This window comes from Aquitalea denitrificans, from assembly GCF_009856625.1.
Lineage (GTDB): Bacteria > Pseudomonadota > Gammaproteobacteria > Burkholderiales > Chromobacteriaceae > Aquitalea > Aquitalea denitrificans.
Map to the genome: position 1 here is coordinate 3943140 of NZ_CP047241.1, position 18649 is coordinate 3961788.

Consider the following 18649-nt stretch of genomic DNA (forward strand, 5'->3'; position numbering starts at 1 on the left):
ACAATGAATACCACTCCTCTCAGTTTCAATCCGGTCGATAACGAACGGCTGGCCCGCCTGTGCGGCCCGCTGGATGAAAACCTCAAGCAGATCGAAACCGGTCTGGATGTACTGATCCAGCGCCGTGGCGAGCACTTCAAGTGCAGCGGCGAACAGGCCGATCTGGCGGTCTACAGCCTGACCCGCCTCTACCTGCTGGCGGAAAAGCAGGACATCTCTATCGACGATGTACAGCTGGAACTGGTGGAGGCCCGCCAGCACAATCAGCAAGCAGATGCCGACGCCCCGGTGCTGCTGACCCGTCGTGGCGACCTGCGCGGCCGCACCCCGCGCCAGAGCGGCTATATCAAGGCCATCAGCCAGTACGACATCACCTTCGGCATCGGCCCGGCCGGTACCGGCAAGACCTATCTCGCCGTCGCCTGCGCAGTGGATGCCATGGAGCGCGATGCCATCAAGCGCATCGTGCTGGTGCGCCCGGCGGTGGAGGCCGGTGAAAAGCTGGGCTTCTTGCCCGGCGATCTGGCACAAAAGGTCGACCCCTACCTGCGTCCGCTCTACGACGCCCTGTACGACCTGATGGGTTTTGACCGCGTCACCCGCCTGTTCGAAAAAAACCTGATTGAAATTGCACCGCTGGCCTATATGCGTGGCCGTACACTGAACAACGCCTTCATCATTCTGGACGAAGCGCAAAACACCACGCCGGAACAAATGAAGATGTTCCTCACCCGCATCGGCTTTGGCTCACGTGCGGTGATTACCGGCGACGTAACGCAGATCGACCTGCAACGCCATCAGAAAAGCGGACTGGTGGAAGTGGAAAAGATTCTGGGCCATGTACGTGGCATTCACTTCCACCATTTCCAGAGCGACGACGTGGTGCGCCACCCGCTGGTGCAGAAAATTGTTGATGCCTACGACCACTATCAATTGAAGAACGATGAAACAAGCCAAGCGAAATAACCTGCTGCCGCGCCTTGCCGCCCGTCTGCAACTGACACTGGAAGACCGCAGCCAGGCGCAGCTGCTGCCTGAAGCCAAACTGATTCGCCGTTGCTGCCAGGCCGCCTTGCAGGCCGATGTAAAGCAAGCCCAGGTCAGCATCCTGCTGGTAGGCAGCGAGGAAGGCCGCAGCCTTAACCACAGCTACCGCGGCAAGGACTACGCCACCAATGTGCTGTCTTTCGCACTGAACGAAGGCGAAAACATTGCCGATCTGCCTTTATTTGGCGACCTGGTGCTGTGCACCGAGGTGGTGGAAAAGGAAGCCGCCGAACAGGGCATAGACCTGATGGCCCACTATGCCCACTTGCTGGTACACGGCATGCTGCACCTGCAAGGCTTCGACCACGAAGATGACGAAGAGGCCGAAATCATGGAAACGCTTGAAACCGTCATTATGGCGAAGTTAGGATATCCCGATCCCTATCTAGAGGAAAAACGCTAACCCCATGGAAGACCCCAGTAAACACAAGCCCAGCCTGTTGGAACGCTTGTCCGCCATGCTCCTGCGCGAACCGGAAGACCGCGAGGAGCTGATCACCCTGCTGCACTCCGCCTTTGAACGTAATCTGCTGGATGCCGAAGCGCTATCCATGATTGAAGGCGTGCTGGAAGTGAGCGACCTGACCGCCCGCGACGTGATGATTCCGCGCAGCCAGATGGATGTGATCCGCATCGACGACCCGATCGAGCGCCTGCTGCCGGACGTGCTGCGCACCGGCCACTCGCGCTTTCCGGTGATTGGCGACAACAAGGACGACGTGCTGGGCATTCTGCTGGCCAAGGACTTGCTGCATTACTTCCATGCGCCCAAGAGTTTTGACCTGCGCGCCACCCTGCGTGCCAGCGTGTTCGTGCCGGAATCCAAACCGCTGGACGTGTTGCTGCGCGAATTCCGCTCCAACCGCAATCACATGGCCATCGTGGTGGACGAATATGGCGGCGTGTCCGGCCTGGTCACCATCGAGGATGTGATCGAGCAGATTGTCGGCGACATCGAGGACGAATACGACTTCGAGGAAGACGACAACAATATCGTACCGGTACGCGACCAGCGCTACCGCGTCAACGCCCTTACCGAAGTGGCCGACTTCAACGAATACTTTGCCACCAGCTATGAAGACGATGACGTGGATACCGTAGGCGGACTGGTACTTTCGCTAATCGGCCATCTGCCCAAGCGTGGTGAAACCGTTGAATCCGGCTCGCTGCGCTTCACCGTATTGCGCGCCGATAGCCGTCGCCTGCAAACCCTGCTGGTGGAACGCCTACACAGCAACACCGCCGAAAGCAGCACTGACTGACATGCGCACCCTGCTTGTGCTGATTGCCGCCGCCATTGCCGGCGCACTTACCCTGTACGGTTTTGCCCCTTACCGCCTGTACGGCCTGCTGCCACTGTCACTGGCGGCATTGGCACAGCTGGTGCAGCGCAATCCCCGGCTTGCCTTCCGTATCGGCTACGTCTGGGGGGTGGCGGCCTATGCCAGCAACTTCAACTGGATCTACAACAGCCTGCACGACATCGCCGGCCTGCCCGCCATGCTGGCTGCACCCTTGGTCCTGCTGCTGCCGGCCTACCTGGCCATCTGGCCTGGTCTGGCCTGCTGGCTGACCAGCCGTATCGACAGCCGCCTCTGGGTCCGCTGGCTGCTGGCCTTTCCGGCGCTGTGGGAGCTGGGTGAATGGCTGCGCAGCTGGGTAATGACCGGTTTCCCCTGGGGTGCAGTCGGCTATTCACAGGTAACGGAAAGCCCGCTGGCCGGTTTCATTCCCATTGGCGGGGTACATCTGGTCAGCTGGCTGGTAGCACTCAGCGCCGGGGCATTGGTATTACTGGCCAACGGTCAACGCCTGCAACGCATGGCCACCCTTATCGGATTGCTTGTCTTGTGGAGTAGCGGCTACTGGCTACAAACCGTCAGCTGGACCGAACCCGTCGGCAAAGCATATCGCGTAGCACTGGCACAGGGAGATATTCCCCAGGCGATGAAATGGGATCCGGCAACCTTTGAATCTACCCTGACAACCTATTACCAGCAGGTTGCCAGTACCCGTGCCGATCTGATGATCCTGCCGGAAACCGCCCTGCCGGTATTCCTGGACGATTTGCCATCCGGCTACCTCACCATGATGGCCGGGGATGCCCAGCGCAAGAACATGGCGCTAGCAACCGGCATTCCACGCCGTACCGCAGATGGCCGCGGCTATCTGAATGCCGTAGTCGTTCTTACCGACCCGGCACTGCCCTCCTATGCCAAGGACCATCTGGTGCCATTTGGTGAATTCATTCCGCTTCCGGGCCTGATCGGCTGGATTTATCAGTACATGAACATGCCATTGTCCGGCTTTTCCCGTGGCGGTGAAAACCAGCATCCATTGACGCTTGCCGGTCACAAGGTGGCATTCAATATCTGCTATGAGGACAGCTTTGGCGAGGAGCTGATCGGCCCTGCGGCCCAGGCCGGGATTCTGGCCAATGTCAGCAATCTCGCCTGGTTCGGCAAGAGTGTGGCCATGAGCCAGCATCTGCAGCTGTCCCAGGCTCGTGCTCTGGAAACAGGCCGTTTCATGTTGCGTGCCACCAATACCGGCATGACTGCCATCGTGCGCCCCAACGGCGACATCGCCAGCGTGGCCGCACCATTCACCCAGCAAGTACTGGAAGGCATGGTGCAGGATTATCAGGGCCGAACACCGTATATGCAGTATGGCAACCAACCGGTAATCATCGGCTGCATCAGCCTACTGACACTGGCAATGGCCCTGGGAGCCTGGCAACGGCGCCAGCAGCGTCCACCGCCTACACCAAATCAGGCAGCGTAGCAGACAACAAAAAAGCCCTCCGTGTGGAGGGCTTTTGCTTGATCAGACAGCTGCTTCAGACATGAAAGCGTGAAACCAGTTGCCGCAGATCATCCGCCAGCGTGTGCATGGCCTGCACTTCCTTCGAGGTACCAGCCGACTCGTCAGCATTACTACTGGCACTGCTGGCAATCAACTCCACCTGCTGGGCAATCTCGGTACTGGCACTACCCTGCTCTTTCAAGGCATGCGAGATTTCATTGACTACATCGACCACACCAGTGGCACTGTCGCGAATATGCGAGATAGCCTCCCCACCTTGCACCGCCAGCTGAAGACCGGTTTTAACCCGACCGACCGCTTCTTCCATGCAAGCGCGTGACTGATCGGAGCTGGTCTGGATTTCCTGAATCATGCCCGCAATTTCCTGCGTCGCCTGACCGGTACGCTCAGACAGTTTGCGCACTTCATCTGCCACCACGGCAAAACCACGCCCCATCTCGCCCGCACGCGCAGCCTCGATTGCTGCATTAAGTGCCAGCAAATTGGTCTGGTCGGCAATATCCTTGATCACCTGCATGATGCTGGAAATGGTCTGGGTCTTGGTTGCCAGGTCCGCAATCGTCGTGGCCGCCTGGTCTACCGACTCATTAATTCGATGCATCTCACTGACTGCACTGGAAATTACCTCGCCACCTTCGCGTGACAAGCGACCGGATTCCTGCGACAGATTGCGAGCATCCTGCGCATGACTGGAAATATGGTTGATACTCACCGTCAACTGTTCGATAGACGCAGCCATGGCTGCAGCAGCTTCGCTTTGTTGATCAGAACCGCGCACAACGGCATCTGATCTGCGCGCCACATCCGAACTCATCTGAGACAGGCGTACAGCCTCATCAGCAATTTCGCGCACCAACTGCTTCAGGTGTTTCTGCATCTGGTCCACAGCCGCCATCACGCTGTGACTATCACCGGCACTGACAGGCACATGGGTATCTAGATAACCATCTGCAATGCGGCGTACCACCCGCATGGTTTCGCCCGGGTCCGCCCCCAACTGGCCAAGAATGCTGCGCATCAGGAATAGCCCGGCCACCAGCAACAAGGCCAGAATGATGCCGACCTCACCCAGTGTCAGCCACAGCTGGCTCATGAAGGCGGCCTGCACATCATCCAGATAAATGCCGGTACCGATAATCCAATGCCAGCGGCTGCTGGTCATCAGGTAGGAAATCTTGGGCTGCGGCTGATCAAAACCCGGCTTGTCCCATACATAGGCAGCGAAACCCTGACCATTACCCTTGGCTACCGTATCCTGGAACAACTGGCCAAGATCGACACCGGTCGGCGTCTTCAGTCCCAACACACTCTTTCCCAGCATGGCCGCCTTGGCACCATGGATAACATAGTTCCAGTTCTGGTCATATCCAAAGAAATATTCTTTGCCATCGTAATGACTGCTCATCAAGGCAGCAGCAGCCATCTGCTTGGCTTGAGGCTCACTCAGCTTGCCACTGGCTTCCAGTGCTTCGTAGCTGCTGATGATCCCCATCGCAGATTCAACAAGGTTTCGTGTTTTATCCTGCCGGTCCTGCAGCAGGCTGTTACGTTGATTATACAAAGCCAAACCACTGAGACAGCAGATCAGCAATGCAACCAGCAGCAGCCAGGCAATCAGGCGGCCGCGCAATGTCATACCGGCAGTTGTGTTCATGTTTTCTCTGTTCCCGTTGGCAGCGTTTCTATCAAGCAACTGCTCTAATTGTCATCACCGCGTCATTCTACAACTTTATAGACAAAGTAAAACAGGGGTTTACCCAAGTTCTTCTATCAAATTAGTTGAGGTTTTTATCAAATACACCAATGAACTGCGCAACAGGGTCATACAGGATAATAAAATTACATTTAGCAGTTGGTATTCAGGGCCAGCGAGTGATGAGAACACACACGATGAAACCGGCCAAGAGCATGGACGACATACAAGGACACAAAGACATCGGGAGATAAGTTGCAGCACACAGACAACTGGAGTGCTAGGATCGCCATTTGGCTTTGCCATCAAACAGGAGACAACATGCAACTCACTCACATGTTCGTGCACCCAATGAAGTCAGCACGAGGCATCGCTTATAGCCGTGCATATGCCAGCCTGCAGGGACTACTACATGACAGAGAGTGGCTGCTGGTGACACCTGCGGGGCAATATCTCACCGCGCGTGATTATCCACGCATGTTGTTGATCGAGATGGACCTGATCCCCGGTGGCATGCTGCTCAAGGCGGATGGACAGTCCCCCATCCTGGCGATGACACAGGTTTACCAGCAATCAGTCGCCACAGCTGTCTGGAAAGATGCCTTCACTGCCCTTCATGGTGATCCGCAAGTCGATGCCTGGTTTACCCGCTTCATGGGCATTGAATGCAAGCTGCTATGGCTTGGCATGAAATCCACCCGCACGCTGAAAAATACTGCCCAACCGATGTCCTTTGCTGACGGCTATCCCTATCTACTGGTCAATCAATCCTCACTGGATGCACTGAACCAGGAGCTGCCACAGGCGGTTAGTCTGCGTCATTTCAGGCCTAATCTGGTCGTTGCAGGTGCTATGCCCTATGAGGAAGACGACTGGAGTGTCCTACGTATCGGCGAAATTGTGTTTGATGTAGCCAAGCCCTGCACCCGCTGCCAGATGACGACAGTAGATCCGGACACCGGCAAATTCTCAGACACAAACGAACCGATGAAAACCCTCATCCGTACCAGACAGTTGCCTGAAGGCATTTGCTTCGGTATCAATCTGGTAGCGAGAAATGAAGGACTACTGGACCTGGGTGCCAACGTAGAGGTTGTAGAGTCACGCTATAGCTTCTAACTGAGCGGCACGACGGATAATTGCTGTTTGCGCCGCAAAAATGAAAAAAGCCAGCTTTCGCTGGCTTTTTTCTCAACTTCACCGAATATTATTCAGCGGAGTCATCTACAACGGCAACGGCATCTTCAGCACGGTCTACCAGCTCAACCAGAGCCAGCGGGGCGTTGTCGCCCTTACGGAAACCGTACTTCAGAATACGCACATAACCACCATTGCGGGCGGAGAAGCGCGGACCGAGAACGTCGAAGAGTTTAACCACGATATCGCGGTCACGAGTGCGGTCAAACGCCAGACGACGGTTGGCGAGAGACGGCTTTTTGCCGAGCGTAATCAGCGGCTCGGCCACACGACGCAGTTCCTTGGCTTTCGGCAGCGTGGTCACGATAACTTCGTGCTTCAGCAGCGAATTCGCCATGTTGCGCAGCATCGCCAGACGATGGCTGGTCGTGCGGTTCAGTTTACGATTACTGTAACGATGACGCATTGTTAATGTCCTTTAGTCTCAAACTTACGGCTTTTCCAGACCAGCCGGAGGCCAATTCTCAAGCTTCATGCCGAGAGTCAGGCCCTTGGAAGCGAGAACTTCTTTGATCTCGTTCAGCGATTTGCGACCGAGGTTCGGAGTCTTCAGAAGCTCGGTTTCAGTACGCTGGATCAGATCGCCGATGTAATAAATGTTCTCAGCCTTCAGGCAGTTGGCCGAACGAACCGTCAGTTCAAGATCGTCTACCGGACGCAGCAAGATCGGATCGATCGGCGGCGCCTTTTCAACGACTTCTTCAACCGCTGTGCCTTGGAGGTCAGCAAAGATCGACAGCTGATCCATCAGAATACGTGCAGCATTACGCACGGCCTGTTCCGGTTCGATCACGCCATTGGTCTCAATATCGAGAACCAGACGGTCGAGGTCAGTACGTTGTTCAACACGGGCGCTTTCCACAGCAAAGCTCACACGGCGAACCGGCGAGAAGGAAGCATCCAGTTGAATGGTACCGATGGAACGGTTTTCTTCATGAATGGAACGAACAGACACGGGCTGATAGCCACGGCCTTTTTCGACCTTGATCTCCATGTCGATTTTGCCACCAACGGAGAGATGAGCAATCACGTGTTCCGGATTGATCACTTCAACATCATGCGGCAACTCGATATCGCCAGCCAAGACAGCGCCTTCGCCTTCCTTTTTCAGGGTCAGCACAACACTGTCACGACCATGCAGCTTAAGCACTACGCCCTTGAGGTTGAGGAGGATGTCTACGACATCCTCACGCACGCCATCAAGAGCGGAATACTCATGCAAAACGCCAGCGATAGTCACTTCGGTAGGAGCAAAGCCCGGCATCGACGACAGCAGAATGCGGCGCAACGAGTTTCCCAGAGTGTGGGCGTAGCCACGCTCGAACGGCTCCATCGACACGCGTGCATGGGTCGCGGAGACCGGCTGCACGTCAATCAGACGAGGTTTCAAAAATTCCGAAGCGCTGTTTTGCATAGTCATTCCCTAAGAGCTAGCGATTACTTGGAGTAGAATTCCACAACGAGTTGTTCGTTGATATCGCTAGACAGTTCGGAACGTTCCGGAGCAGATTTGAAGACGCCTTCCATCTTCTTGGAGTCAACAGACACCCAGGAAGGGAAACCACCTTGCTCAGCCAGAGCCAGACCTTCTACGATACGGGCCTGTTTCTTGGCCTTTTCGCGGACAGACACAACGTCACCAGCTTTAACCTGGAAAGACGGAATGTTAACTACCTGGCCGTTCACAACGATAGCCTTGTGGCTTACCAGCTGACGTGCTTCTGCACGAGTGGAGCCAAAGCCCATGCGATATACAACGTTATCCAGACGTGCTTCAAGCAGCTTCAGCAGGTTTTCACCTGTGGAGCCCTTGCGACGAACAGCTTCCGCAAAGTAATTACGGAACTGACGCTCGAGTACGCCATAGATACGGCGGATTTTCTGCTTTTCACGCAGCTGAACACCGTAGTCAGACAGACGACCCTTGCGGGCGCCATGCTGACCAGGCGGAGTGTCCAGTTTGCACTTGGAATCCAGTGCACGACGCGCGCTCTTCAGGAAAAGGTCGGTGCCTTCACGACGAGCGAGCTTACATTTCGGGCCGATATAACGTGCCATGTTCTCACACTCTCCGAATTAAATACGACGTTTTTTGGGCGGACGGCAACCGTTGTGCGGTACCGGCGTCACGTCGGAGATGCTGGTGATCTTGAAACCCAGCGCGTTGAGTGCGCGAACAGCGGATTCACGACCCGGACCCGGGCCCTTGATACGAACTTCGAGGTTCTTCACACCGTATTCTTGGGCAACTTTACCAGCGTGCTCTGCTGCTACCTGAGCAGCAAAGGGTGTACTTTTGCGCGAGCCCTTAAAACCAGCGCCGCCAGAGGTAGCCCAAGACAGTGCATTGCCTTGACGGTCGGTGATAGTGATGATGGTGTTGTTAAACGAAGCGTGCACGTGCACGATACCTTCGCTAACAGACTTGCGCACTTTTTTACGTACACGGACAGCTGTGTTTGCTTTAGCCATTTCTGTGTTCCTTTAGTTACTTCTTGCCGGCGATCGCCTTACGCGGTCCCTTGCGGGTACGAGCGTTAGTGCGAGTGCGCTGACCGCGACACGGCAGGCCACGACGATGACGCATGCCGCGGTAGCAGCCCATGTCCATCAGACGTTTGATGCTCATAGTGATTTCGCGACGCAGGTCACCTTCAACGGTGAACTTAGCCACTTCTTCACGCAGAGTTTCCATCTCAGCCTCAGTCAGATCCTTCACCTTGGTGGAGGGATTCACGCTGGCAGCAACACAAATTTGCTGGGCGCGAGTCTGACCGATGCCGAAAATTGCCTGCAGGCCGATAACGGCATGCGCATGATTGGGGATATTTACCCCTGCAATACGGGCCATACTCTTTCCTTAAGCCTTAAGACCTTGAAAAGTTTGCGATTGTAACACGCAAAGTCAGGTCTAACAAATGTTAGCCTTGCTTTTGCTTGTGACGCGGGTCCGTGCAGATCACGCGAACTACGCGATTGCGACGGATGATTTTGCAGTTACGGCAAATCTTCTTTACCGAAGGCTGTACTCGCATGTCAGTTCCTTTCGTTACTCTAAAAGAGCGAGTGCGTTATTTCGCACGGAACACGATACGGGCAGCGGTCTGTCCAGGCGGGATATTATCCACCCTGACCTTGCAAACATGCTGCTCACCAAGATCTGGCAAACAGACTGCTTACGCCCAAGTACGACGTGTCCATTCTCAAGTTTGATCCAGCAGTAGGGCAGCAGCTCTACTGCCAAATCTCACCCTGCATCTGGAAGGTTTCTTACCTAGCCATATAACCCAGCGAGAACACGTATGTCACCGGCCGAGGGCATTACCCTTGAAGTTAGCCTTCTTAAGCAAACTCTCGTACTGATGCGACAGAACGTAGGACTGTACCTGAGCCATGAAATCCATGGTGACCACTACGATGATCAGCAGTGATGTGCCACCGAAGTAGAACGGTACATTCCACTTCAGGATGAGGAATTCCGGCAACAGACAAACCAGCGTAATGTAAATTGCACCGATCAGTGTCAGCCGCAGAATGATCTTCTCGATATAACGTGAAGTCTGCTCACCTGGACGGATACCTGGGATGAACGCACCACTCTTCTTCAGGTTATCAGCCGTCTCTTTCGGATTGAAAACGAGCGCGGTGTAGAAGTAACAGAAGAAGATGATGGCCGTTGCATACAGCAGCACATAGATCGGCTGACCTGGATGTAGCTTGTCAGCCACGCCCTTGAGCCAACCCAGGCTTTCATTGTTACCAAGCCACCCAAGAATGGTTGCCGGGAACAGGATGATGCTGGATGCAAAAATCGGCGGGATCACCCCTGCCATGTTGAGCTTGAGCGGCATGTGCGTGCTCTGGCCCTGCATGACACGATTACCAACCTGACGCTTGGCATAGTTGACCAGTACCTTGCGCTGACCGCGTTCTGCGAACACGACAACGTAGGTCATCAGGGCAACACCGACAAACAGCACGATGGTAAACAGGATGGGCAGCGAGCCTTGACTTGTCAGTGTGAGCGTCTTGCCAATGGCAGCCGGAACACCCGATGCAATACCTGCACAGATGATCAGCGAAATACCGTTACCGATACCGCGCTCGGTAATCTGCTCGCCCAGCCACATGAGGAACATGGTGCCAGTCACGAGAGAAACCACGGTTGTCAGGTAGAACTCCCACTGGGCAGTCACCACCAGGTTAGGCTGCTTAAACAGCATCACCGCAATGCTGAAGCTCTGAAAAGAGGCCAGCAGAACGGTTGCATAACGTGTGTACTGAGTTACCTTACGACGTCCAGCGTCGCCTTCCTTCTTCAGCTGCTTGAGACTCGGAAGAACCTCGGATGCAAGCTGAAGAATGATGGAAGCAGAGATATACGGCATGATGCCCAGGGCAAAAACCGTAAATCTCGAGAGGGCACCGCCCGAAAACATGTTGAACATGTCGAGCAGGCCCGTCTGCGACGTGTGGAACAACTTCGCTAGTTCGGCAGGATTGATACCTGGCACCGGAATATGCGCACCAATGCGGTAAACAATCAAAGCTCCGATCAAGAACATGATACGGCGCTTCAAATCACCAAATTTATTGGTATTTCCAACTAGAGAAGTATTCGACACGTAAGTGCGCCTTATTCAATACTGCCGCCGGCAGCTTCGATAGCGGCGCGAGCGCCAGCAGTCGCAGCAATTCCACGCAGCTTAACGGCACGTTCGATCTTGCCGGACAGGACAACCTTGGCTACCAGAGCCTGAGCATTGACCAGACCAGCTTGCTTCAGTGCCAACAGATCGATTTCGTCAACCGGCAGCAGGTTCAGTTCAGACAGACGTACCTCTGCATTGAAGCGTGCCGTCAGCGACTTGAAGCCGCGCTTCGGCAAGCGACGTTGCAGCGGCATTTGACCGCCTTCAAAACCAACCTTGTGGAAACCACCTGCACGGCTCTTTTGACCCTTGTGGCCACGACCGGAAGTCTTGCCCAGGCCGCTACCAATGCCGCGACCTACACGACGCTTGGCATGCTTGGAGCCGGCACCGGGTTGAATGGTGTTCAGCAGCATCTCTTAGCCCTCGAATTTCAACAGGTAGCTGATCTTGTTGATCATGCCACGGTTTTCAGGGGTATCGAGCACTTCCACAGTCTGGCGGATCTTTTTCAGACCCAGGCCACGGGCGCAAGCCTTGTGGGATTCCAGACGACCGATCAGGCTCTTTACCAGAGTTACCTTAACAGTGTTGGCGTTACTCATGATCAACCCCCAGGATCTCATCAACGGTCAGACCGCGCTTGGCGGCAACCTGAGAAGCGGTGCAGATCTTGTTCAGACCGTCCAGAGTTGCACGAACCACGTTGTACGGGTTGGTGGAACCATGGATCTTGGCCGAAACATTGTGTACACCCATTGCATCGAAGATAGCGCGCATCGGGCCACCGGCCTTAACGCCAGTACCTTCCTTGGCCGGCTGGATGAACACGGTGGTAGCACCATGCTTGCCGGTTACGGTGTGATGCAGCGTACCATTACGCAGCGGGATCTTTACCAGATTGCGGCGGGCCTGTTCCATTGCCTTTTGTACGGCAACCGGAACTTCCTTGGAACGACCTTTGCCCATACCGATGCCGCCATCGCCATCACCAACGACGGTCAAGGCGGAGAAAGCCATAATACGGCCGCCCTTAACCACTTTGGTGACGCGGTTAACGCTGATCATCTTCTCGACCAGACCGTCGCCACGATCTTCCATTTCGTGCTTAGCCATTCTTCACTCCGAATTAGAATACGAGACCGTGTTCACGGGCTGCGTCTGCCACAGCCTTCATACGGCCATGGTATTTGAAACCGGAACGGTCAAATGCCACGGTCGAAATACCGGCTGCCTTGGCTTTTTCAGCGATGCGCTTACCGACTACGGCTGCAGCGGCCACATTGCCACCATTGGAAACGTCAGCGCGTACTTCGGCTTCCAGTGTGGAAGCGCTTGCCAGTACCTTGCTGCCAGTTTCATCAATGATCTGGGCATAAATGTGGCTGTTGGTGCGGTAAACAGTGAGACGCACCATCTTGAGCTCCGCAATCCGAGCACGGGTTTTACGTGCACGGCGGAGTCGAGCTTGTTTCTTGTCCATGTCAGTGCCTCAGTTACTTCTTCTTGGTTTCTTTCAGAACCACAACCTCATCAGCGTAACGAACGCCCTTGCCCTTGTAGGGTTCCGGGGAACGGTAAGCGCGGATTTCGGCAGCGATCTGGCCAACGAGTTGCTTGTCAGCACCCTTGATCAGGATCTCGGTCTGAGTCGGAGTCTCAGCCTTGATGCCAGCAGGCATCTGGTGAGCTACCGGATGGGAGAAACCCAGAGACAGGTTCAGGGTATCGCCTTGAGCCTGGGCGCGATAACCCACGCCAACCAGCTGCAGCTTCTTCTCGAAGCCCTTGGATACACCAATCACCATATTGTTCAGCAGGGCGCGCAGAGTGCCGGACATGGCACGTGCGAACTTGCTGTCGTTTTTAGCCGCGAAAGTCAGTTCGTTGTTGTCGAACTTGATTTCAACGTCATTGCACAGAGCGGCGCTCAGGGAGCCCAGGGCACCCTTTACGGTCACTTCTGCAGCACCGAATTTAACTTCAACGCCAGCCGGAATGGCTACGGGATTCTTAGCTACGCGAGACATTTGACCCCCTTATGCCACTACGCACAGCAGCTCACCGCCGATACCGGCAGCACGTGCTTTGCGATCGGTCATGATGCCCTTGGAAGTAGACAGGATAGCTACGCCCAGACCATTCATTACCTTCGGGATTTCGGTGGAGCCCTTGTACACGCGCAGGCCAGGACGGGAAACGCGGTCAATGCGCTCGATCACCGGACGGCCAGCGTAGTACTTGAGCTGGATATCAAGAACAGGCTTCTTGGCTTCGCCGGCAACGGCGAAATCTTCGATGTAGCCTTCTTCTTTCAGCACCTGCGCCAGCGCAACCTTCAGCTTGGAAGATGGCATTGCAACAGCCACCTTGGAAGCCATTTGGCCGTTACGGATGCGGGTCAACATATCGGAAATAGGATCGTGCATGCTCATTTATGGTTCTCCTATTACCAGCTGGCCTTAACAACACCCGGAATTTCGCCCTTCATGGCGATTTCACGGAGTTTGTTACGACCCAGACCGAATTTACGGAACACGCCACGCGGACGACCGGTAATGGCGCAGCGACGACGCTGACGTACCGGGGAAGCATTGCGCGGCAGCTGCTGCAGTTGCAGGCGAGCGGCGAAGCGTTCTTCTTCCGAGAGGCTTTGATTGTTGATGGTAGCGATGAGGGCTTCGCGCTTAGCGGCAAATTTTTCAGCCACCTTAACGCGCTTTTCTTCACGCTTGATCAGTGCAAGTTTTGCCATGTGCTTAACCCTTGAACGGGAACTTGAACGCAGCCAGCAGAGCGCGGGCCTCTTCGTCAGTCTTCGCCGTAGTGGTAACAGTAATGTTCATACCACGCAGAGCATCGATCTTGTCGTACTCGATTTCCGGGAAGATGATCTGTTCCTTGACACCCATGTTGTAGTTGCCGCGGCCGTCAAAAGACTTGGCGGAAACACCACGGAAGTCACGAACACGCGGCAACGCGATGGTTACCAGACGGTCCAGGAATTCGTACATGCGTTCACGGCGCAGGGTAACCTTGCAACCAACCGGATAGTCATCACGGATCTTGAAGCCGGCGATGGATTTGCGAGCGGTGGTAACTACCGGCTTCTGGCCAGCAATCTTTTCCATATCGCCCACGGCGAATTCCATTACCTTTTTATCGGCAACAGCTTCACCAACACCCATGTTAACGGTGATCTTCTCGATGCGCGGAACTTCCATGATCGACTTGTAGCCGAACTGTTTCATCAGTTCCGGCACTACGCTGTCTTTGTAGAAATCGTAGAAACGTGCCATGTTTGCTTTTCCTTACGCGCCGATAACTTCGCCACTGGACTTGAACACGCGTACCTTGCGGCCGTCTTCAAGAGTCTTGAAGCCTACGCGGTCAGCCTTTTGGCTAGCCGGGTTGAAAATAGCAACGTTGGAAGCGTCAACAGGCATAACCTTTTCAACGATACCACCAGCAACGCCACGTACCGGATTCGGTTTCTGGTGTTTTTTGGCAACATTCACGCCTTCAACAACCAGCTTTTCGTCCAGAACGCGCAGTACGGTGCCGCGTTTACCCTTGTCTTTACCGGTGATTACTACGACTTCATCACCTTTACGAATTTTGCGCATGCGACCTCCTTACAGCACTTCAGGAGCAAGCGACACGATCTTCATGAACCGCTCGGTACGCAGTTCACGCGTCACGGGTCCGAAGATACGAGTGCCAATCGGCTCAAGCTTGTTGTTGAGCAGAACGGCAGCATTGCTATCAAACTTGATCAACGAGCCGTCCGGACGACGCACGCCTTTGGCGGTGCGTACTACTACTGCGTTGTACACGTCGCCTTTTTTGACGCGACCGCGCGGAGCAGCATCCTTGATGCTCACCTTGATGATGTCGCCAACGCTTGCATAGCGACGCTTGGAACCGCCCAATACCTTGATGCACATAACGTGACGCGCACCGGTATTGTCAGCGACCTCAAGCATGGTCTGCATTTGGATCATTTGATGATTACCTTTCTAATCCAACTTTATCCGTCACTTTCACCTGCCGGTTTCTCGCATAAGAGCAAGACCAAACAGACGAAACGCCACAGATCGAGCTGTGGCGTATCAAACGGCCAGTTTTGGACCCCGTAAGGGCGGAATTCCTATCCGACACGAATAGGAAGATGGCCATTATACAAGGGACTTTCGTCCCTTGCAAGTCTTATACCTGGCGAGATTTCTCTACCAGGGCAGTCACCACCCACGACTTGGTCTTCGAGAGGGGACGGGACTCGCTGATTACTACGATGTCGCCGGCCTTGAACTCGTTGTTCTCGTCGTGTGCGTGGAACTTCTTGGAACGACGGATAATCTTGCCGTAGATCGGGTGCTTAACCTTGCGCTCGACCAGAACGGTTACAGTCTTATCCATCTTGTCGCTGACAACGGTGCCGGTCAGCGTACGTACAACTTTGGTTTCGCTCATCTTAAACTGCCTTTTCTTTCAGAACGGTACGTACACGAGCGATATCGCGACGTACTTTCTTCAGTTCAGAGGTCTTGGCGAGTTGCTGAGTAGCGTGCTGCATGCGCAGGGCAAACTGGGCCTTCAGGAGGCTCAGCAGTTCCACTTTCAGCTCGTCAACAGTTTTGGCTTTCAGTTCGGACGCTTTCATTACTGACCTACCTGTCTAGTTACAAACACAGTGGCGATCGGCAACTTGGCTGCGGCCAGACGGAAAGCTTCACGAGCGAGTTCCTCGTTAACACCGTCCATTTCGTACAGCATCTTGCCAGGCTGGATTTCGGCCACGTAGTATTCCGGAGAACCCTTACCCCCACCCATACGAACTTCAGCAGGCTTGGAAGTGATCGGTTTGTCCGGGAAAATACGGATCCAGATACGACCGCCACGCTTGATGTGACGAGTCATGGCACGACGGGCCGCTTCGATCTGACGCGCGGTCAGACGACCACGACCAACAGCCTTCAGACCGAAATCACCAAAGCTCACCTTGTTGCCACGGGTAGCGATACCAGTGTTGCGGCCTTTATGCTGTTTACGGTACTTGAGTCTAGTTGGCTGCAGCATTGCGCGGGCCCTTTCTCGTTTTCTTCTCGGTCGCAACCGGAGCCGGCGCTACTTGACCCGGCTTCAGCTCACCTTTGTAAACCCATACCTTGATGCCGATGATACCGTAGGTGGTCTTGGCTTCAGAGGTAGCGTAGTCAACATCGGCACGCAGGGTATGCAGCGGCACACGGCCTTCGCGATACCATTCGCTACGAGCGATATCGATGCCGTTCAGACGACCGGAGGACATGATCTTGATGCCCTGGGCGCCCATGCGCATGGCGTTCTGCATGGAACGCTTCATGGCACGGCGGAACATTACGCGCTTTTCCAGCTGAGAGGCGATGCCATCAGCAATGATTTGCGCATCCAGTTCCGGCTTGCGAACTTCTTCGATATTCACGTGAACCGGCACACCCAGACGGGCTTGCAGTTCGCGCTTCAGAACTTCGATGTCCTCACCCTTTTTACCGATCACAACACCCGGACGGGCACTGTGAATGGTAATGCGTGCGGACTTGGCCGGACGCTCGATGGTGACACGACCAACAGCCGCATGACCCAGGCGCTTCTTCAGGTATTCGCGCACTTCCAGGTCTTGCATCAGCATTTCCGGGAAGTTCTTCGAATTGGCGAACCACTTGGAAGACCAGTTTTTGTTAACGGCAAGACGGAATCCCGTCGGATGAATCTTCTGACCCATTTCTTACCCCTTAATTGCCAACGGTCAACGAGATGTGGCAGGTCTGCTTTTCGATGCGGTTGCCACGACCCTTAGCACGGGCAGTGAAACGCTTCAGGCTAGCGCCCTTGTCAACAAAGATGCTGGTAACACGCAGGGTGTCGATGTCAGCGCCTTCGTTGTGCTCGGCATTAGCGATTGCAGATTCCAGCACTTTCTTCACAATAACCGCGCCCTTCTTCGGGGAGAAGGCCAGGATATTCAGAGCCTGACCAACGGATTGACCGCGGATCAGATCGGCCACCAGGCGGCACTTTTGTGCCGACAGGCGGACGCTTTTCAGATTTGCAGATACTCTCATCGCTTCACCTTATCTCTTCTTCGCCTTCTTATCGGCCGCGTGGCCTTTGAAGGTACGAGTCAGCGAGAATTCGCCCAGTTTATGACCGACCATGTTTTCGGAAACATAAACAGGCACATGGGTGCGACCGTTGTGAACCGCGATGGTCAAACCAATGAAGTCCGGCAGGACGGTCGAACGACGCGACCAGGTCTTGATCGGACGCTTGTCATTGGTTGCACGCGCCGCGTCGACCTTCTTCAGAAGGTGCAGATCAACGAACGGGCCTTTTTTCTGCGAACGTGCCATTGTCAATTACCCTTTAGTAGAATAGCGGCGGCGTACGATCATATTGTCGGTACGCTTGTTGCGACGGGTACGGAAGCCCTTAGTCGGCGTGCCCCATGGGCTAACCGGCACACGGCCTTCACCAGTACGGCCTTCACCACCACCATGCGGGTGATCAATCGGGTTCATCGCAGTACCGCGAACGGTCGGACGAATACCACGCCAGCGGCTAGCACCAGCCTTACCCAGCTTGCGCAGGGAATGCTCTTCGTTGCTAACTTCGCCAACGGTTGCGCGGCAGTCAACATGCACCAGGCGAATTTCGCCGGAACGCAGACGCAGCTGAGCGTAAACGCCTTCACGGGCCAGCAGCATGGCGGAACCGCCAGCAGAACGGACCATTTGAGCGCCTTTGCCAGGTTGCAGTTCCACGCAGTGGATAGTAGTACCCACCGGGATGTTGCGGATCGGCAAAGCGTTACCAGCCTTGATCGGAGCCTCGGCACCGGACAGCAGAACTGCACCAGCTTTTACACCGCGCGGAGCGATGATGTAGCGGCGTTCGCCATCGGCGTAGCACAACAGGGCGATGTGGGCAGTGCGGTTCGGATCGTATTCGATGCGTTCCACTTTTGCCGGGATGCCATCCTTGTTGCGACGGAAGTCGATCAGACGGTAGTGCTTCTTATGACCACCACCCATATGACGGGTAGTAATGTGGCCATTGTTGTTACGACCGGCAGTGGCAGACTTTTTCTCTACCAGAGCGGCGTGCGGAGCGCCTTTGTGCAGATCAGGGTGAACCACCTTGACAACAGCACGACGACCCGCGGAAGTCGGTTTTACTTTAACGATAGGCATGC

30 protein-coding genes are annotated in these 18649 nt (G+C 55.0%); 5 read left to right on the forward strand and 25 right to left on the reverse strand.

All coding sequences use genetic code 11. The annotated features are described in order from the left end of the window. Window positions 1–3: 3 nt before the first annotated feature. Genes GSR16_RS18200 through lnt form a run of 4 tightly spaced genes read left to right on the forward strand, consistent with a single transcriptional unit; the run spans window position 4 to window position 3831 of the window. Window positions 4–966 carry a PhoH family protein gene (locus GSR16_RS18200; RefSeq protein WP_159879880.1) on the forward strand — a complete coding sequence of 321 codons (963 nt, stop codon included), beginning with the start codon at window positions 4–6 and terminating at the stop codon, window positions 964–966. Next, a complete protein-coding gene (gene ybeY, locus GSR16_RS18205) occupies window positions 944–1450 on the forward strand; it encodes an rRNA maturation RNase YbeY (protein WP_159879882.1) in 507 nt (168 codons plus the stop codon). The genes GSR16_RS18200 and ybeY overlap by 23 nt, the downstream gene beginning before the upstream one ends. 4 nt (window positions 1451–1454) lie before the next feature. Beyond that, window positions 1455–2309: an HlyC/CorC family transporter gene (locus tag GSR16_RS18210; protein WP_159879893.1), complete on the forward strand. Its 855-nt coding sequence runs from the start codon at window positions 1455–1457 to the stop codon at window positions 2307–2309. 1 nt (window position 2310) lies between these two features. Further along, window positions 2311–3831: an apolipoprotein N-acyltransferase gene (gene lnt, locus GSR16_RS18215; RefSeq protein WP_159879895.1), complete on the forward strand. Its 1521-nt coding sequence runs from the start codon at window positions 2311–2313 to the stop codon at window positions 3829–3831. A gap of 55 nt (window positions 3832–3886) precedes the next feature. On the opposite strand, the gene GSR16_RS18220 is transcribed toward lnt, so the two are convergent. Next, complete coding sequence (locus GSR16_RS18220) at window positions 3887–5527, reverse strand: methyl-accepting chemotaxis protein (protein WP_159879897.1); 1641 nt, start codon at window positions 5525–5527, stop codon at window positions 3887–3889. 360 nt (window positions 5528–5887) lie between these two features. On the opposite strand from GSR16_RS18220, the gene GSR16_RS18225 reads away from it, so the two are divergent. Beyond that, the gene (locus tag GSR16_RS18225; RefSeq protein WP_159879899.1) at window positions 5888–6685 is read left to right on the forward strand and encodes an MOSC domain-containing protein; all 798 of its coding nucleotides are present in this window, start codon (window positions 5888–5890) and stop codon (window positions 6683–6685) included. Between the two features lie 88 nt (window positions 6686–6773). Here the strand turns inward: GSR16_RS18225 and rplQ are convergent, their stop codons facing one another. The 24 genes from rplQ to rplB form a co-directional block, all read right to left on the reverse strand. Next, complete coding sequence (gene rplQ / locus GSR16_RS18230; RefSeq protein ID WP_045846886.1) at window positions 6774–7169, reverse strand: 50S ribosomal protein L17; 396 nt, start codon at window positions 7167–7169, stop codon at window positions 6774–6776. Between the two features lie 24 nt (window positions 7170–7193). Then, window positions 7194–8177: a DNA-directed RNA polymerase subunit alpha gene (locus GSR16_RS18235; protein WP_159879901.1), complete on the reverse strand. Its 984-nt coding sequence runs from the start codon at window positions 8175–8177 to the stop codon at window positions 7194–7196. Window positions 8178–8200: 23 nt separating this feature from the next. Then, the gene (gene rpsD / locus GSR16_RS18240) at window positions 8201–8821 is read right to left on the reverse strand and encodes a 30S ribosomal protein S4 (RefSeq protein WP_045846884.1); all 621 of its coding nucleotides are present in this window, start codon (window positions 8819–8821) and stop codon (window positions 8201–8203) included. An 18-nt stretch (window positions 8822–8839) separates the two neighbouring features. Next, window positions 8840–9235 (reverse strand): 30S ribosomal protein S11, encoded by a 396-nt coding sequence (gene rpsK / locus GSR16_RS18245; RefSeq protein WP_008955659.1) that lies wholly within the window; start codon window positions 9233–9235, stop codon window positions 8840–8842. 16 nt (window positions 9236–9251) lie between these two features. Next, a complete protein-coding gene (rpsM, locus tag GSR16_RS18250) occupies window positions 9252–9614 on the reverse strand; it encodes a 30S ribosomal protein S13 (protein ID WP_089083689.1) in 363 nt (120 codons plus the stop codon). Between the two features lie 70 nt (window positions 9615–9684). Continuing rightward, window positions 9685–9798 (reverse strand): 50S ribosomal protein L36, encoded by a 114-nt coding sequence (rpmJ, locus tag GSR16_RS18255; protein WP_011137711.1) that lies wholly within the window; start codon window positions 9796–9798, stop codon window positions 9685–9687. A gap of 270 nt (window positions 9799–10068) precedes the next feature. Next, window positions 10069–11388: a preprotein translocase subunit SecY gene (gene secY / locus GSR16_RS18260; RefSeq protein WP_159879903.1), complete on the reverse strand. Its 1320-nt coding sequence runs from the start codon at window positions 11386–11388 to the stop codon at window positions 10069–10071. An 11-nt stretch (window positions 11389–11399) separates the two neighbouring features. After that, window positions 11400–11831, reverse strand: coding sequence for a 50S ribosomal protein L15 (rplO, locus tag GSR16_RS18265; RefSeq protein ID WP_159879905.1), 432 nt, complete (start codon window positions 11829–11831; stop codon window positions 11400–11402). Window positions 11832–11834: 3 nt separating this feature from the next. After that, window positions 11835–12020 (reverse strand): 50S ribosomal protein L30, encoded by a 186-nt coding sequence (rpmD, locus tag GSR16_RS18270; RefSeq protein WP_059284787.1) that lies wholly within the window; start codon window positions 12018–12020, stop codon window positions 11835–11837. After that, the gene (gene rpsE, locus GSR16_RS18275; protein ID WP_159879908.1) at window positions 12013–12531 is read right to left on the reverse strand and encodes a 30S ribosomal protein S5; all 519 of its coding nucleotides are present in this window, start codon (window positions 12529–12531) and stop codon (window positions 12013–12015) included. Before rpsE ends, rpmD begins: the two co-directional genes overlap by 8 nt. 13 nt (window positions 12532–12544) lie before the next feature. Beyond that, on the reverse strand, window positions 12545–12898 hold the full coding sequence (rplR, locus tag GSR16_RS18280) for a 50S ribosomal protein L18 (RefSeq protein WP_045846878.1): 354 nt from the start codon (window positions 12896–12898) through the stop codon (window positions 12545–12547). Window positions 12899–12911: 13 nt separating this feature from the next. Next, entirely contained in the window at window positions 12912–13445 is a 534-nt protein-coding gene (gene rplF, locus GSR16_RS18285) for a 50S ribosomal protein L6 (protein WP_045846877.1), read from the reverse strand. 9 nt (window positions 13446–13454) lie between these two features. Next, the gene (gene rpsH, locus GSR16_RS18290) at window positions 13455–13850 is read right to left on the reverse strand and encodes a 30S ribosomal protein S8 (RefSeq protein ID WP_045846876.1); all 396 of its coding nucleotides are present in this window, start codon (window positions 13848–13850) and stop codon (window positions 13455–13457) included. Window positions 13851–13864: 14 nt separating this feature from the next. Further along, window positions 13865–14170 carry a 30S ribosomal protein S14 gene (rpsN, locus tag GSR16_RS18295; protein WP_045846875.1) on the reverse strand — a complete coding sequence of 102 codons (306 nt, stop codon included), beginning with the start codon at window positions 14168–14170 and terminating at the stop codon, window positions 13865–13867. A gap of 4 nt (window positions 14171–14174) precedes the next feature. Next, a complete protein-coding gene (rplE, locus tag GSR16_RS18300) occupies window positions 14175–14714 on the reverse strand; it encodes a 50S ribosomal protein L5 (protein ID WP_045846874.1) in 540 nt (179 codons plus the stop codon). Between the two features lie 12 nt (window positions 14715–14726). Then, on the reverse strand, window positions 14727–15041 hold the full coding sequence (gene rplX / locus GSR16_RS18305; protein ID WP_045846873.1) for a 50S ribosomal protein L24: 315 nt from the start codon (window positions 15039–15041) through the stop codon (window positions 14727–14729). 9 nt (window positions 15042–15050) lie between these two features. Continuing rightward, complete coding sequence (gene rplN, locus GSR16_RS18310) at window positions 15051–15419, reverse strand: 50S ribosomal protein L14 (RefSeq protein ID WP_043579386.1); 369 nt, start codon at window positions 15417–15419, stop codon at window positions 15051–15053. A gap of 205 nt (window positions 15420–15624) precedes the next feature. After that, on the reverse strand, window positions 15625–15888 hold the full coding sequence (rpsQ, locus tag GSR16_RS18315) for a 30S ribosomal protein S17 (RefSeq protein ID WP_045846872.1): 264 nt from the start codon (window positions 15886–15888) through the stop codon (window positions 15625–15627). Window position 15889: 1 nt separating this feature from the next. After that, window positions 15890–16078, reverse strand: a complete 189-nt coding sequence (gene rpmC / locus GSR16_RS18320) for a 50S ribosomal protein L29 (RefSeq protein WP_021478360.1) — start codon at window positions 16076–16078, stop codon at window positions 15890–15892. After that, window positions 16078–16494, reverse strand: a complete 417-nt coding sequence (gene rplP, locus GSR16_RS18325; protein WP_045846871.1) for a 50S ribosomal protein L16 — start codon at window positions 16492–16494, stop codon at window positions 16078–16080. The genes rpmC and rplP overlap by 1 nt, the downstream gene beginning before the upstream one ends. Beyond that, a complete protein-coding gene (gene rpsC / locus GSR16_RS18330) occupies window positions 16478–17179 on the reverse strand; it encodes a 30S ribosomal protein S3 (RefSeq protein ID WP_045846870.1) in 702 nt (233 codons plus the stop codon). Before rpsC ends, rplP begins: the two co-directional genes overlap by 17 nt. 10 nt (window positions 17180–17189) lie before the next feature. After that, window positions 17190–17519 carry a 50S ribosomal protein L22 gene (gene rplV / locus GSR16_RS18335; RefSeq protein WP_045846869.1) on the reverse strand — a complete coding sequence of 110 codons (330 nt, stop codon included), beginning with the start codon at window positions 17517–17519 and terminating at the stop codon, window positions 17190–17192. A gap of 9 nt (window positions 17520–17528) precedes the next feature. Beyond that, the gene (rpsS, locus tag GSR16_RS18340) at window positions 17529–17807 is read right to left on the reverse strand and encodes a 30S ribosomal protein S19 (RefSeq protein ID WP_024301222.1); all 279 of its coding nucleotides are present in this window, start codon (window positions 17805–17807) and stop codon (window positions 17529–17531) included. Window positions 17808–17813: 6 nt separating this feature from the next. Next, a complete protein-coding gene (gene rplB, locus GSR16_RS18345; RefSeq protein WP_045846868.1) occupies window positions 17814–18647 on the reverse strand; it encodes a 50S ribosomal protein L2 in 834 nt (277 codons plus the stop codon). Between the last annotated feature and the right edge of the window lie 2 nt (window positions 18648–18649).